This is a genomic window from Paenibacillus yanchengensis (assembly GCF_042684845.1).
Lineage (GTDB): Bacteria > Bacillota > Bacilli > Paenibacillales > Paenibacillaceae > Pristimantibacillus > Pristimantibacillus yanchengensis.
This window is the reverse complement of the sequence record NZ_JBHUMH010000059.1, coordinates 40,204-56,119: the sequence shown is the minus strand read 5'-3', so window position 1 is coordinate 56,119 and position 15,916 is coordinate 40,204. Positions and strand designations below refer to the sequence as shown.

Below are 15,916 nucleotides of genomic sequence, written 5' to 3'. Positions count from 1 at the left end.
CATTTTAAACTATCCAAATATTAACCTTTTATCGCTCCAATCATAACGCCCTTCACAAAATATTTTTGTAAAAATGGATATAATGCCAGGATCGGGACGGTCGCTACAATAATGGTCGCATACTTGATGGTTTCACCAATTGGCATTTTATCCCCACCACCAACACCGGTCATCATCGTATCGGTACTATTCGTTATTAATATTTCCCTCAAAATCAACTGTAACGGATATAAATCACGTGTTCGCAAATAAATCATCGCATTAAACCAAGCATTCCAATGTCCGACACCATAAAACAATAACATAACTGCAATAACTGGCATGGATAATGGAACAATTACCCGTAGTAAAATCGTAAAATCATTCGCTCCATCCAGACGCGCTGATTCCTCCAAACTAACTGGTACACCAGCGAAAGCGGTCCGCATAATAACTAAATTATAAGCACTCATCGCTACTGGAAGTATTAGTGCCCAACGTGAATCAAGTAATCCTAAATTATTAACTAATAAAAAAGTAGGAATTAATCCTCCATTAAAAAACATGGTGAATACTATTCCGAACATAATCGGATTTTTCCACATCACATTTTGCCTAGATAATGCATAAGCTCCTAATGCAGTCATTACGATATTAAGCGATGTTCCAACTACTACATAAAAGATCGTATTGAAATATCCCGACATCGTAGCTGGATTCATAAACACCATTTTGTACGCTTCTAACGTCATACCTTTTGGATAAAAGATCAAACCTCTCGTTTTCACTAACCAAGCAGGATCACTAAGCGACGCTATTAATACATATAATAATGGGTATAACGTAATTGCTGACAACAATAGTAGAACAACAACGTTACTCGTATCAAATACAATTTCTCCAACACTTCGTTTAATTTTCATCGCTGCCGCATCCTTTACCACAAGTTATTTTCGCTAGTTTTACGAGTAATCGCATTGGCTAGCACTAACAACGTAAAATTAATAACGGAATTGAATAAGCCCACTGCTGCACTATAACTGTAGTCTGCTTCTAGAATCCCTTTTCGGTAGAGGAATGTACCTATAACGTCAGCAGTTTCATAAGTCGTACTATTGTATAGCAAAAGAATTTTCTCCGTTCCAACTGTCATAAAATTACCAATTTGTAAAATTAACAATATAACAATCGTTGGCATAATTCCTGGCAATGTAACATTGAATGCTTGACGTAATCGTCCTGCCCCATCTACCCGAGCGGCTTCATACAAAGATGGATCGATACTGGACATTGCAGACAAATAGATAATCGAACCCCAGCCGACGCCTTGCCATATGTTAGACGATATATAAATCGTCCTGAACCAGCTTTGTTCTCCCAAAAATGCTGTTCGTTCCAAACCGAACCAAGCAACAACATCATTAATTAATCCATCGCGTGATAAAAAGTCTACTAACATCCCGGCAATGACTACGATGGAAATAAAGTGAGGCATATACGTAATTGTTTGTACGGTACGTTTGAACTTGGAACTACGTACTTCATTTAGTAATAATGCTAGTAAAATAGATGCTGGAAATACGAATAAAAGCTCGTATAAACTTAATAACAGCGTATTACGCAACAATCTCCAAAAATAATAACTATTAAAAAAACTTTCAAAGTGTTTAAAGCCCACCCAAGGACTTCCTAACATACCAGTTCCCGCAGAAAAATCTTTAAAAGCAATTTGTAGACCGTACATTGGAAAATACATAAAGACAATATAATAAACAATAACAGGAATAAGCATCATATATACATACTTATTAATTTTCAGGTCGCGTAACGCTCGATATTTAAAAGCGTTTTTATCGGCCCCCTTTACAGGGGGACTCGTCGATGTCAGTTTTGGTTTCAGTTCCACTTGTAAGAGCCCTCCCGTCAGACGAACTAATTTTCTATCACTTGTATACTACTCCAACTATTTTCGTTGTTGGAAACGATCATATGCTGCTTGTTGTGCTGCAATCGCTTCCTGAACGCCCATACTTTCAATCGTCGATACAAATTTGTCAAAGTTTTCAATTGGTTCCGCATTCATAATAAACCGCGTCATCATTTCATCTCGATACGTTTTAACATCGTTCATTATCGATGAAACTTTGGAGCTTTCGTCAATCGTTAATGTAACAGGTGGCATTAACTTTTCGTGATTAGCAGTTTGCCATCTTGCACTAGCGTTACGTTGCTCTTCCAATTGGAAATATTGTTCTTGGTAACGATAATCTTGTACAATCGGACCACTCCAACCAGATATAAAGTATTTAGCCATCGCTTGTGTTATTGGTAAACCTTCTGGGTTATTTAAAATAGTATCCGTAAATTTCGGATAATCGCCTTCCATTACATAGCTTTCTCCTTCAATACCGAAGTTGAACAATAAATGCCCTTCATCAGAATATTTATAATCCAACCATTTTAATATTTTTTCTGGGTCTTTTGCCGTTGCTGTAATTGCCGTTCCTTCTCCTGTAAAAGGAAAGCTAAATTGTCCCATGGCATATCCACCTTTTTCTAAAGCAGGATATACCGTACCAACCATCGCAAAGTTAGGCGTAGTTTCTTTAGCAAGTTCAGTATAACGACCGATACCACTACCTGGGTAAGCACTTAGCGAACCTAACTGGTTACCTGTTACTTTCGCATCTCTTAATTTTCCATCTGTCGTGGCAAAATCTTGATCAATTAGCTTTTCTTTATACCATTTTGCCATTAGTGTTAAAAACTCTTTGAATTCTGGTTGTGTTGGTCCGTATTTAATCGTTCCACCATCATTATAGAAGCCCGATGTAATGCCATAAGCGCCGATAAACAAATGATTTATATCTAAATCAGGAATATGAAATAAATAGGGAATTTCATCTTTCTCTCCATTTTGATTTGGATCTCCATCACGGAAAGCTGTTAATACCGTTTCCCACTCCGCTATAGTTTTCGGTTCTGACAAATTCAAATAATCTAACCAATCTTTCCGCATAACTGGCCCATTAACAGATTGTAGTGATGGATGATTTCTTATAAAAGGAACAGTATAAATATTCCCTTCATCTGTCGTTACTAGCTTTTTAAATTCTGGATTATCATCCAGTAACTTTTTCAAGTTAGGTGCATGTTCTTCAATAAGTTCATTTAAACGAATAATTCGGTTTTCTTTTATTAAACTATCGACTCCTTTAGGCGCACCTGACCAGTTATACTCGATGGCATCTGGCAATTTTCCAGAAGCGATCATTAAGTTAAATTGATCTCTCTCTTGTCCTGTAGGAGGATGTTGAAATTCCACTGTAGTTCCTGTTACTTCCTCTAACTTTTTATATGCTTTAATCTCTCCGTAATCTTTCATTGTCGCTGCTGCATTCGCTCCTAGCGCTACCCAATATGTTACTTTATCAGGATAACTAACATCTTCTGTTACTGGATCATCTGAAACTTGTGGATCATTGTTACCTTTGTTTGATTCATTGGTACCATTAGGTTTATTCGTACTACCACCATTAGTTCCGCCACCACTACAACCAGCAATAATCAATGTAAAAATTAAAAGTGCGATCGATACTTGAAGTATTCTTTGCTTTTTTGTTTTTGTCATCGCATAAGACCCTCCTCGATATTCTTCTCGTAATTAATGATAAACTTTAGGTGGCCGACCTATTACATTTAGTATAGGTTCCATTTCTCTCTAAACCTATATCCAGCATTTTAAAACAGCTATTTTATTTTCATTTTTTGAACTAACTAAATTCTATAAGCACTATCAATTTAATAGAATAGCCTATATTATCAAGCTTTTTGACACATTTACCTCTAACAAGGATTGCTTGAAAAAATCAAATATGATAAGCTACAATTACTTTCCAAAGATTGTATAAATCATTATTTCTAGCTCGTTTGAAGTATTTGAGGGGGGACATACTATGCGTCAACGTAACGTTGTTTTTCTTACTCTATGGTTGTCCTATATTATCATTCTAATTATTCCAGTAGCCTTATCTGTCGTTCTATACTCCAACGTAAAATCGATGATGTCCGAAAATGCTAACCGTTCCAACTATGCGATGCTAGAGCAAGTACGTACTACTGTTGACCAGCAAATGGAAGAAATTGATTTACTTATTAGTCAAATAGCTACTAATCCGAAGCTGCAACTGTTTTGGAGTATTAATGAAGCAAACGACTATATTACCAATCATGAAGCAGTTACTGCGCTCAAAAATATTCGTTCCGGGAGCAAATTAGTTAACAGCTTTTTCATTCATGATATAAGAAAGGATATTATTTTAACCCCAGGCATGAAAACGGATACAAAAATGTTTTTAGAGAAAATATCTCGCTATGGTAACTTCGATTTAAGTAAACAAAGGGAAACTTTACTAAGCGGATATCATTTTAAAAGCTTTGTGCCTGCGGAACCCGTCTACACCGAACATGCCGAATCCGTATTTCTCAATCAAATTGCTGTTAAAGTTTCGTTACCGCTTGGTGAATCAAATAATGTTAGATCGATGCTCGTTCTATATATTGATGAACAAACGATATTAAACATGCTGGAACAAGTAGAAAAAGCAAATAATGCTAACATTTTTATTATCAATGATGACGGGCAAGTACTTATTTCTACTGCATCCGAAAAAAAATTGCCTGATTTTATTCAGATGGATTCTTTTCAAAGCGGATATCGCACATTATCACTCCAATCAGAAAATGTTCTTCTTTCACAAACGGAAGGGATGAATGGCTGGAAGTATATTTCTGTCATGCCTAGTGATATTGTTCTCCAACCTATTCATCAAATTTCGAAGCTTGCTCTAATACTATTAGTCATCGCCATAGTCGCTGGCGCTATAGTTGCTTATTGGTTAGCATATCGTAACTACAGCCCTGTGCGAGATTTGGTTCGTGTCCTTACGAAAGAAACCAATGAAAGTAATGACAACAATCTAAAAACTAATTCAAACCAACGATATATTAATGAATATGACTTTATCAAAACTGCAATTGAACATAATATGCAAGATCGAAAACGAATGCAGCATTTGCTTGCTGATCATGCTCCTGTTGTCCGTTCACACTTTTTAACGAGGATTTTGCAAAATCGTAGCTCAGCGGCAATGATGCAAGAAGGTTCGTTAGATTTTATGGGCATTCATTTGAATAATGGAAACCATTGCGTAGTTATTATTGATTGTGATGATTCTAGTCAGTTTCGGCGCGAAGATAGTGAGCAGGAATGGGCACTAGTCCGATTTATACTGCTCAATTTAAGTAGTGAACTTATGAGAGATAATGGTTACGTCGTGGAAACAGGTAAAAATCAAGTAGCGCTACTATTTAATGTAGCGGATGATCGAGTTATTGCCAAACAAATGCGTGACGAATTAATTAATAATTTGCAACAGATTGCAACAGTACGATTTAAACTAAATATAACGTTTGCCTCCAGCTCCATTCATGCAGGTGCAGAACAAATTGCCCGTTGCTATAGCGAAGCGATGAGCGCATTAGATTACCGTATTATCCATGGTACTGGAGCGATCATTTACTTTGATCAAATAAAAAACATTGAACCGAGCTATTATGAATATTCACTCGAATCTGAAATTCATTTTATTAACATTTTAAAAAGCGGTGATTATGAACAAGCCGAACAACTGTTAGAGGAATTATATACTTTTAATATGTCACACGATCTTGTAACGTCCGAAACGGGTAAGTTTATGATGATTGATATACTTAGCACTGTGATGAAAGTAGTTAATGCCTTAAAAATTGACAGTAAACAACTATTACCTGGTATTGATCTTATTCGTTATGTGATGGATAGAGCATCTGTACAAGAAATGCTACAAGCAATTAAACAGGTTTGCTATTCTATATGTAAAAATGTAACAGCAGCCAAAACCGATCCTGCCATCAAATTAAATGAGCAACTAAAGCAGCACCTGCAAGATCATGCGCTAGATCATCACTTATCTTTAACATCAATTGCTAGCGCTTTCAATATGGCTCCAGCCTACATATCAACTTTTTTCAAAAAACATAATAATATCAATATTACAGAATATATCGCCTATATCCGAATGGAAGAAGCAAAGCAGCTACTTTCGACTACTAGTTTTACAATTATGCATATTGCTCAAACGGTAGGCTACGCCAATGATATCGGGTTTATTCGAGTGTTTAAAAAACATGAAGGGATTACACCGGGGAAGTATCGGGAGATTGCCAAACAAACAAATCTAATAGCCAATGAAAATCAAAACGTTAGTTTTTAAGGTTCTACCTCAAAATCAGTACTTGACGTATAAAGATGTAGATAGTCCCTCACAACTCTATTATTTACATGAAGTAGAAACCAATTTATACGATATTTCACACAAGTTGCCTCTAAATTGACCCCAAACGAAGCCTATTGTACGAAAAAGCGTACAAAAAGCTAGGTGCGGCGGTCAAAAAGCTAAATTTTATACGATTTATCATTTAAATCAGTCATCACTGCCTGGAAAAGACCATTCACTGTGTGAAAAATCGTACAAAACGGATAGCTTGGCACTCCCCTTCTTCAAAGGAAGAACCAAGCTATGTTATTTAAGCGTTACATCCCAATATTAATATCTAGCTCTTTATCAATAAGTTGGTCGATCACGATTTGTTTTACTTGCAGCATTTTCGTTTTTGTCGGTGGTTCAATATGTTCAAGTTCATAAGTTAATCCTAATTCCTGCCATTTGTATTTCCCCATTATATGATATGGCAGCAATTCTAATCGTGTTACGTTACCGAGGCGTGCAATCGTCTGTCCTAGCTTCACGATATCTTCTTCTTCATCTGTAATAGTAGGAATAACGACGTGTCTTACCCACATTTGCTTGTTATGATCTGCTAAAAATTGAGCAAACTGCAAAATGCGTTTGTTGGATTGCGTCGTTAACTTGTGGTGCTTTTGTTCGTCGATCATTTTCAAATCAAGCATAACCAAATCGGTTGCATCGAACAAGCCTGTAGCAGCTACATGGTTCGGTTCATTAAAACCAGAAGAATCAAGCGCAGTATGAATCCCTAACTCTTGCTTTACTGCTCGAAATAATGCCGCCACAAACGGCGCTTGCAATGTCGGTTCCCCACCAGATACAGTTAATCCCCCGCCAGAACGAGTATAGTAACCGACATATGGTCTAATTTCTTCGATTACTTCGCGTACTGTCATTACTTTTCCTATCGTCGTATCCCATGTATCTGGATTATGACAAAACTGACAGCGTAGCGCACAACCTTGCAAAAACAGTACGAAACGAATACCTGGTCCATCCACCGTTCCGAATGTCTCTAATGAATGGATGCGTCCTTTTACCTCTAAATCAGATTGCGGTGGTGTGACCGTCCTCATCGCTGTTCTCCCCTTTTCCAAAATCATTGTTACATTAATATTACTATATCTTTAGCTATTGTAAATAGTAGCAGCCTGCCCACAAAAACCGGGCAGGCCGCCTTATCTTATCGTTTACTATTTAACTTAAATTTCTCCGTGGAATGTCCGGCTAATTACTTCCAGCTGTTGTTCTTTCGTTAGTTTAATAAAGTTAACAGCATAACCAGATACACGAACTGTCAATTGCGGATATTGCTCTGGGTGATTCATCGCATCAATTAATGTTGAGCGATCAAACACGTTAATATTCAAATGATGCGCTTGTTGTCCCATATATCCATCAAGCATGGAAACAAGGTTAGTCGATTGTGATTCACTATCTTTACCTAACGCTTTACCAACAATGGAGAAAGTATTCGATATGCCGTCTAAAGAATGATCATATGGCAACTTCGCAACACTGGATAGTGAAGCTAGCGCACCTTTACGATCGCGTCCATGCATTGGGTTCGCACCTGGTGCAAATGGCTCACCAGCTTTACGTCCATCAGGTGTAGAACCTGTCTTTTTACCATAAACAACGTTCGATGTAATCGTCAATACAGATTGTGTAGGTATCGCATCTCGATATGGTTTGTGTTTGTTTAATTTGCTCATAAATTGTTCCACGATGGAAACTGCAAACTGATCGACGCGATCATCGTTGTTACCGTATTGAGGATATTCTCCTTCAATTTCAAAATCTACAGCAATCCCTTGCTCGTTGCGAATTGGACGAACTTTCGCATATTTAATTGCACTTAAACTGTCAGCTACTACGGATAGACCAGCAATACCGCATGCCATCGTACGTAAAATTTGACGATCATGGAGAGCAAATTCGATACGCTCATAGCTATATTTGTCATGCATGTAGTGAATAACATTCAATGTATTCATATACAATTCAGCTAGCCATTCCATCATATTGTCGAACTTTTCCATAACGATATCATAATCCAAATACTCATCTACAATTGGTGCTGCTTTAGGAGCAACTTGAGCTCCTGATACTTCATCGACACCACCGTTAATGGCATACAATAAAGCTTTGGCAAGGTTCGCACGTGCTCCGAAAAACTGCATTTGTTTACCGATACGCATCGCAGACACACAGCAAGCTATACCATAGTCGTCTCCAAAGTGAGGACGCATAATATCATCATTTTCGTACTGGATGGAGCTTGTTTCGATAGATACTTTCGCACAGAATCGTTTGAACGCATCTGGCAAACTTTCTGACCATAGAACCGTTAGGTTAGGTTCAGGAGCCGGTCCTAAATTGTATAGCGTGTGTAAAATACGGAATGAGTTTTTAGTAACAAGTGATTTCCCATTTTCCGCCATACCACCAATCGATTCTGTTACCCATGTTGGGTCCCCACTAAATAGTTCGTTATAATCTGGCGTACGTAGAAACTTAACGATCCGTAATTTCATAACGAAGTGATCAATAATTTCTTGTGCTTCTTGCTCCGTCAATATACCCGCTTGCAGGTCACGCTCAATATAAATATCTAAAAACGTAGATACACGTCCCAAACTCATTGCTGCTCCATTTTGTTCTTTAATTGCTGCCAAATAGGAGAAATATAACCATTGTACTGCTTCTTTTGCATTTACAGCTGGACGAGAAATATCGTAGCCATAGCTTGCTGCCATTTGTTTCAATTCCATGAGAGAGCGAATTTGCTCCGAATGCTCTTCGCGTTCACGAATAACCTCTTCTGTCATTGCAACGTTATCTGTCAGCTTCATATCTGCTTTTTTCATTTCGATCAGTCGATCTACGCCGTACAAAGCAACACGACGATAGTCTCCAATAATTCTGCCTCGACCATATGCATCCGGTAGCCCAGTTATAATACCCGCGCGACGAGCAGCCCGCATTGCTGGTGTATAAGCATCAAACACACCTTGGTTATGTGTTTTTCGAATTTCTGTAAAAATAGCGACAATTTCTTGCGGTAATTCAAAGCCGTAAGCTTTACATGCATCTTCTACCATCCGAATACCACCATATGGCTGAACCGAACGTTTGAATGGCGCATCCGTTTGTACACCGACAATCTGCTCCAAATCTTTGTCTAGATACCCTGGTCCATGCGATACGATAGTAGATGGTGTATTCACATCAACATCCAGCACGCCACCATTGCGAAGCTCTTGTACCGTTAATTCACTGATGATGGACCATAATTTATCTGTAGCCTCTGTAGGTCCTGCCAAGAACGTATCATCACCTGTATACGTACTGACGTTTTGTACAATAAAATCTCGAACGTCAATCGTCTCTTGCCAGACACCATCGTTAAATTTTTCCCATGCTTGTAATCGTTCCGTTTCTGTTTTAACTGTAGACATGTTGCATTCCTCCTCAATAATTTACATGCAATTGCATTAATCTATGAAAAGACAGGCCGCTATTTCGACAAATTACCATAATATGCATCATGATATAACTGTACTAATTCTGAAATGAGCGGCATGCGCGGGTTAGTAGTTGTACATTGATCTTCAAAAGCCGAACTGGCTAATCGATCGACCACTGTTAAAAATTCTGTTTCTGCAATTCCAGCTTCCATAAAACTTTCTGGAATTCCTAGCGATTTATTTAATTTTATAATAGCGTTAATTAAACTTTTAACACCTTCTTCGGTTGAACGAGCAGGTAGCCCCAGCATCCGAGCAATGTTAGCATAACGCGTATCTGCTTGATAGTGATTATAATTAGAATAAGCTTGGAACTTAGTAGGTCGTTGTGCATTATAAGCAATAACGTAAGGTAGCAGTACAGCATTCGTTCGGCCATGTGGTAATTTAAAATAAATACCAAACTTATGAGCTAAGCTGTGACAAATACCTAAATATGCGTTAGCGAAAGCCATTCCGGCAATCGTCGAAGCATTGTGCATTTTTTCACGGGCTACTTTATCTCCAGTGGAAAACGAATGCTCCAAGTAGTCAAATACTAGCTCAATCGCTTTAATCGCCAGACCATCGGTAAAGTCGCTTGCCATAATAGAAACATATGCTTCAATTCCATGTGTTAATACATCCATCCCAGCATCAGCTACCGTGCTCGCAGGTAACGTGTACGTATATTCCGGATCAATGATAGCAACGTTAGACGTCAGTTCACTATCCAATAGTGTATGCTTATCCAATCGATGTTCTGTATCAGATATAGCTGCGTAAGAAGTTACTTCAGAACCAGTGCCGGAAGTAGTCGGTATCGCTACAAACTGCGCTTTATTCCCTAGCTTCGGATATTTATATACTTTGCTACGCATATTCATAAATTTCATCTTGGCAGATTGGAAATCTGTATCGGGATATTCATAAAATAACCACATAGCTTTCGCTGCATCTATCGGCGACCCTCCACCAAGAGCGATAATACAATCCGGTTCAAATCGATGCATAATTGCCGCACCTCTTTGTACCGTTTCAATCGATGGATCTGATTCTACATCAGCAATTACTTCGATTTGTACCGCATTTTTTCGTCTCCGTAAATAGTACTCTACTTTCTTAACATAACCAAGCTCTACCATATTTTTATCTGTCACAATAACAATCCGATGAATATTCGGAATTTTCGCTAAATACTGCGTAGAACCTTTTTCAAAGTACAATTTAGGCGGTATTTTGAACCATTGCATATGCGTTGTTCGTTCCGAAATTCGCTTTAGATTAAGCAACTTCACAGAATTTATACCAGCGGATGTACCTGTATTTCCACTTCCTAACGTAAGAAACGGCCAGTTCGTACTAAAATGATCACCAATCGCTCCTAAACTAGCTGGAGAATTAATCATTATTCGAATCGCTGGTAATAAGTTAGAAAATTGTTGAATGGATTGATCGTCATTGGAATGAATAACCGCCGAATGTGGAATTCCACTATAGTTCATCACTTCCATTGAACGTTCGATCCCTTGCGTTACATCAGCTACTTTGTAACAAGCAAGTACTGGAAATTGTTTGTGAGCAGATAACGGATATTGTTCCCCAACACCAGCAAGTTCTGCCACCAAAATAATGGTATGTGCTGGTACTTCTATTTTAGCACGTTCTGCAATGCTCCATGCGGATTGACCTATAAGTTCATCGGAATGCCTCATATTTGTGAACAACTGTGACAGCCGTTCTTTCTCTGCTTCATTAACAAAATAACAACCGAGCGCTTGCATCATATGTTTCATTGTTGGATAGATCGCTTCGTCAATGATGACCGCTTGTTCTGAAGCACTTGGCATGCCGTTATCAAATGTTTTCGATAGAACTAGATCAGTAACAGCTTGCTTTAAATCGGCAGTTCGATCAATGTAACAAGGAACATTACTTGGGCTCAAACCGAGCGTTGGCTTCCCTGTACGATGGACTCGCCTGATCATAGTTTCATCACCAGAAGCTAATATTAACGCTACATCTGGATGAGCAATTAATAGATCCACTTGCTTTTCATCGGGCTTATCTAACCATTGAATACAATCTTTTGGCGCTCCCGCTTCTAGTGCTGCTGCTAATAAATATTGTGCTGCTCGTCGGCTAGATTCCTCTGCCCTGCTATGGAAGACGAAAATAATAGGATTTCTAGTTTTAATAGCCATTAAAGCTTTAAACATCGTAAACGATGTCGGATCTGTATAAGGAATCATACCTGCAATTACACCTACAGGCTCAGCTATAACATTATAATTTTCATATTCATTTGTTTCAATGACACCTACTGTTTTATCATGTTTCAAATGTTGATAAATTGTTTCTGTTGCCATAATATTTTTTGTAATTTTATCTTCATATATTCCTTTGCCTGTCTCATCAACTGCAAGCTTCGCAAGCTGCATATGTTGATTCAAACCAGCAAGTGCCATTTTTTGTATAATGTTATCGATTTGTTCTTGTGAAAGAGACATAAACTGCTCTTGCGCTTGTTTGGCGCGGCTCACAAGGACATCGGTTTGTGATTGTGATGCTGCTGTCGCCTGATTAGCATGCGTGCCCCAATCCTTTGCGGCCATTACGCACCAACTCCTTCGTTATTAATAAGCTATACCATTATATTAATGCAAAAGTCATTTTTTGCATGTGAGTTTAATCACCGGAAGTAACATCGGTCACTCCGCCTTCTACTCTGTAATAAAAAACAGACCTCCACCAATGGCAAGGTCTGTTCACGCTATTCACTAAATTTTCCCATCTGTTGATAAGACAGATTATTTTTGACGAGCCGCTTGTTCCAAATAAGATGCAATTTCTACTTTTTGCTTCATACGCGCACTTTCCAGTGCAGCCAGTACCATCGCCATACTATATATATTATCACTATTGTCCGTCTCTGGCTTTTCCTCGTTCACTAGCGCTTGAAACATATGGTCAAGACATCCGTGATGAAAAGTATACGTCATCTCTGCCATCTCCGCAGTAACATGTAGATATTCCTTCATTAATCTTTGTTGTTGAGCTGCCTCCTGCTGTTCTCGCAATGGAACGATTTCTGCATACGGTTCATGATGACCATCCCATATAGCCGTTCCTTTACTGCCAATCACCCGCCAGTCTGCTTCCCAAGAAGTCGGAGCCCCTTCCGCACACCAAGAGCCATTGTAATGAAAAACGGAGCCATCCGACATTTCAAAGATACAAATCGCCATCGCATTGCCAGCGTACCACGAACCTGCTGGATTAAACTCATGGCAATAAACAGATACCGGATTAGCCCCTGTTATTAATCTCGCTTGATCAAACGTGTGGATCGCCATATCTAGCAGTAATGGACTTTCCATTTGTTCACGAAAACCACCAAATTGAGGTGCCAAGTAAAATTGAGCACTAACAAAACCAACTTGCCCAATGACGTGCTGATCTAACATTTGTCGTAGCGCTCTTATTTTCGGATCAAACCTTCTATTTTGCATAATCGCATGTGTTCTACCCGTCTGCTTCGCTATCTCTACTAATTCCAAACATTGTTCGATCGACTCGGCCATCGGTTTTTCGGCTAACACATCACAGCCACGCTGCATCGCTAATTTTGCTACTTCATAATGATTACTCGGAATCGATATATCTAATACCAAATTTGCTGTAATTTGCTGTAGTGCATCATTTATATGAGTAAAAAGCGGCACGTTTAGCTGCTTTTTCATGGCAAAGGCTTCTGCTGCAGGCAGATGAATATCTACTAACCCTACCACCTCTACATCACGGCGCGTTACAATATAATCCATCCAAGCATGAGCCATATTACCACACCCGACTAACAGTACTTGAAAATGCTTTTGCACAATATCCCTCCTTAAGTAACTTGCTTTCCATTACAATATTGTCATATAGTTACTCTATCAGCTTCATTATATAGTACACATTCCTTAATTTCACTAAATGAAGTTGGCTAACATTAGTCTAATATTGTGGTGGTGATGATAGGATGAATCATCCTAAGGAATTATGGGAAAATACTCGTTTATTGCAAAAAACATATCCAATTGAACGATTTCATAATGTAGCATCGCATGCTCGTATTGACGATTGTATCCTTACACTACATTGGCATGAACATATGGAGTTTATTCGAATGGAAACGGGTACAGCTATTTTTTATATCGATAGTAAACCGTATCCTTTGCAACCAGGTGAAGTGTTACTACTTCCTGGCGGTAGTTTACATGTCGGATATGCACAGTCAGAAGGTATAATCATATATGATTCATTAGTGTTCAATTCATCGTTATTTGGAGATTGGCTACATGATCCGATCCATGCCCAAATGCTTGCTCCATTCATCGAGGGGATATTGCATTTTCCAGTTGCTGTATCGCTAGATACGATATGGGATCACCAGTTTCATGAAGCATTGCTGCACATATTAAATGAACTAACCGAGGTGAAGGAAGGTTATCAGCTTATTGTCAAAACAACATTATATGGGCTGCTTGTTCAGCTAGCACGTAACTATCGGACAAGCAATCACCATCAGCAAACACATTTGTCTAGTTATTATTTTGCTAATCGTGAACGTTTTAAACAATTACTACATTATGTTGAGCAGCATTATCATCATAAATTAACGGTTAATTACGCAGCAACCATCGTAAATTTAGATCCGTTTCATTTTTGCAAGCAATTCAAAAAACTGACTGGTCGTACCTTTATTGAATATGTCAATATGTGCAGAGTAAACGAGGCGGAACGACTATTGCTCGATAGCGAATATGCTATTTATGAAATAGCAAGCTTAGTCGGCTGTGATAATGCCAATTACTTTAGCAAGCTCTACAAACAGTATAAAGGAGTTACCCCATCCCAAGTTCGTAAAGCGATCGTTACTACTTATCCATAATAGATGTACCGTCTAATTCGGCATCGTTTCATCCAATTCACGTGTAATTTGTTGCAGTCGTTTCGTTTGCAATATTGCGTCATTACGCCGATCAAGTAGGTAGTAGATCCGAATAATTTGACGATGAATATCTTCTCTCAAATGATCCAATGCAATAATGTGCTGATAACACTCTAGCTCCGGTAGTAAGTTTTCTGCTTCTTCGTACGCTTTAGCGGCATGTTCTAACAAGTGAATATAACTACGTTCCAAGCGATATGCCTCATCCATCGCCCAGTCGTACGCTTTAGCATCTATTTTAATTTCTGATCCAGATGTCGTCATACAATTGGGTATGACTCTCGCATCTAGCGATTTGCGTATATAATATAAATTGGAGTTCAAATTTTTCCAAGCTTTTTCTGGAGTCATGTTCGGCCATAGAACGTCAATGACCAGATCTTTGCTTACTGTTTTGCGGCACAACAAAAAGGCGAATAATTCTTCTGTTTTTGGACTGCGTAGTTTTAGTGGTTGGCGTTGACCGTCAGCACTTGTTGTCAATATAAACTGATCAAATAAACGAACAGATAGTTTCATGGCAAAGGACTGACTCATTAGCTCGTTCCAATTATCCATCCGCTGTATTGTTGTATGCAATCTTTCCTTCATTACCGGCTTCAATATGTAGTCAACTACGCCTATATCAAACGCTTGAATGGCATACTCTTTGTTGCCAGTAACGAATACAATCCGAAAGCTTGGCTGCAACTTATGCAACAATTTAACCAAAGAAATACCGTCGATAGTCGGCATCGATATATCCAAAAACGCCAACTTTAGTTCCCTTTGTTCTGCGTATTGGTAGGCTTGTTGCGGATCATGAAATACAGCAATTGGCTGTGTTATTCCTTCTTCTTGCAACCGAAATAATCGCTGGGCTGCCAAATATTCATCGTCCACAACGATTATGCTCAACCGCTCCCTCTCCTTTCCTTGCTCCCATTTACACAGGTACGCTGATTGCTCTGTTCAGACACAAACACATTACCATCCTTATCAACAGCAAGGTGAGTTGGTGCATTGAATTCACCGATCAACTGTCCGCTTGCTCCATTTGACTTGCCCATACGGTCCATTCACCTGATATCGCATCTCTTTTT

Annotated in this window: 11 protein-coding genes; 2 read left to right on the top strand and 9 right to left on the bottom strand. The window is 38.6% G+C overall.

Features of this window, described 5'->3' with window-relative positions; all coding sequences use genetic code 11:
* Positions 1-20: 20 nt before the first annotated feature.
* The 3 genes from ACFSTH_RS16510 to ACFSTH_RS16500 form a co-directional block, all read right to left on the bottom strand.
* Positions 21-902 carry a carbohydrate ABC transporter permease gene (locus ACFSTH_RS16510; RefSeq protein WP_377774950.1) on the bottom strand — a complete coding sequence of 294 codons (882 nt, stop codon included), beginning with the start codon at positions 900-902 and terminating at the stop codon, positions 21-23.
* 14 nt (positions 903-916) lie between these two features.
* Positions 917-1,774 carry an ABC transporter permease gene (locus tag ACFSTH_RS16505; RefSeq protein WP_377775006.1) on the bottom strand — a complete coding sequence of 286 codons (858 nt, stop codon included), beginning with the start codon at positions 1,772-1,774 and terminating at the stop codon, positions 917-919.
* A gap of 168 nt (positions 1,775-1,942) precedes the next feature.
* Positions 1,943-3,610 carry an extracellular solute-binding protein gene (locus ACFSTH_RS16500; protein WP_377774951.1) on the bottom strand — a complete coding sequence of 556 codons (1,668 nt, stop codon included), beginning with the start codon at positions 3,608-3,610 and terminating at the stop codon, positions 1,943-1,945.
* A 325-nt stretch (positions 3,611-3,935) separates the two neighbouring features.
* Between ACFSTH_RS16500 and ACFSTH_RS16495 the strand changes: the two genes are divergently transcribed.
* Entirely contained in the window at positions 3,936-6,293 is a 2,358-nt protein-coding gene (locus tag ACFSTH_RS16495; RefSeq protein WP_377774952.1) for a helix-turn-helix domain-containing protein, read from the top strand.
* A 320-nt stretch (positions 6,294-6,613) separates the two neighbouring features.
* Here ACFSTH_RS16495 and pflA read toward each other — a convergent pair whose 3' ends face one another.
* From pflA to ACFSTH_RS16475, 4 genes are all read right to left on the bottom strand, one after another.
* Positions 6,614-7,405, bottom strand: a complete 792-nt coding sequence (gene pflA, locus ACFSTH_RS16490) for a pyruvate formate-lyase-activating protein (protein WP_377774953.1) — start codon at positions 7,403-7,405, stop codon at positions 6,614-6,616.
* Positions 7,406-7,531: 126 nt separating this feature from the next.
* Positions 7,532-9,790: a formate C-acetyltransferase gene (gene pflB, locus ACFSTH_RS16485; RefSeq protein WP_377774954.1), complete on the bottom strand. Its 2,259-nt coding sequence runs from the start codon at positions 9,788-9,790 to the stop codon at positions 7,532-7,534.
* 59 nt (positions 9,791-9,849) lie between these two features.
* Positions 9,850-12,453, bottom strand: a complete 2,604-nt coding sequence (gene adhE, locus ACFSTH_RS16480; RefSeq protein WP_377774955.1) for a bifunctional acetaldehyde-CoA/alcohol dehydrogenase — start codon at positions 12,451-12,453, stop codon at positions 9,850-9,852.
* 195 nt (positions 12,454-12,648) lie between these two features.
* The gene (locus ACFSTH_RS16475; protein WP_377774956.1) at positions 12,649-13,719 is read right to left on the bottom strand and encodes a Gfo/Idh/MocA family protein; all 1,071 of its coding nucleotides are present in this window, start codon (positions 13,717-13,719) and stop codon (positions 12,649-12,651) included.
* Positions 13,720-13,862: 143 nt separating this feature from the next.
* Here ACFSTH_RS16475 and ACFSTH_RS16470 point away from each other — a divergent pair, with 143 nt between their 5' ends.
* Positions 13,863-14,774, top strand: coding sequence for a helix-turn-helix transcriptional regulator (locus ACFSTH_RS16470; protein ID WP_377774957.1), 912 nt, complete (start codon positions 13,863-13,865; stop codon positions 14,772-14,774).
* Positions 14,775-14,786: 12 nt separating this feature from the next.
* Here ACFSTH_RS16470 and ACFSTH_RS16465 read toward each other — a convergent pair whose 3' ends face one another.
* Together ACFSTH_RS16465 and ACFSTH_RS16460 are read right to left on the bottom strand one after the other, a co-directional pair.
* On the bottom strand, positions 14,787-15,731 hold the full coding sequence (locus tag ACFSTH_RS16465; protein ID WP_377774958.1) for a response regulator: 945 nt from the start codon (positions 15,729-15,731) through the stop codon (positions 14,787-14,789).
* Positions 15,728-15,883, bottom strand: coding sequence for a hypothetical protein (locus ACFSTH_RS16460; RefSeq protein WP_377774959.1), 156 nt, complete (start codon positions 15,881-15,883; stop codon positions 15,728-15,730). The genes ACFSTH_RS16465 and ACFSTH_RS16460 overlap by 4 nt, the downstream gene beginning before the upstream one ends.
* Positions 15,884-15,916: the final 33 nt, after the last annotated feature.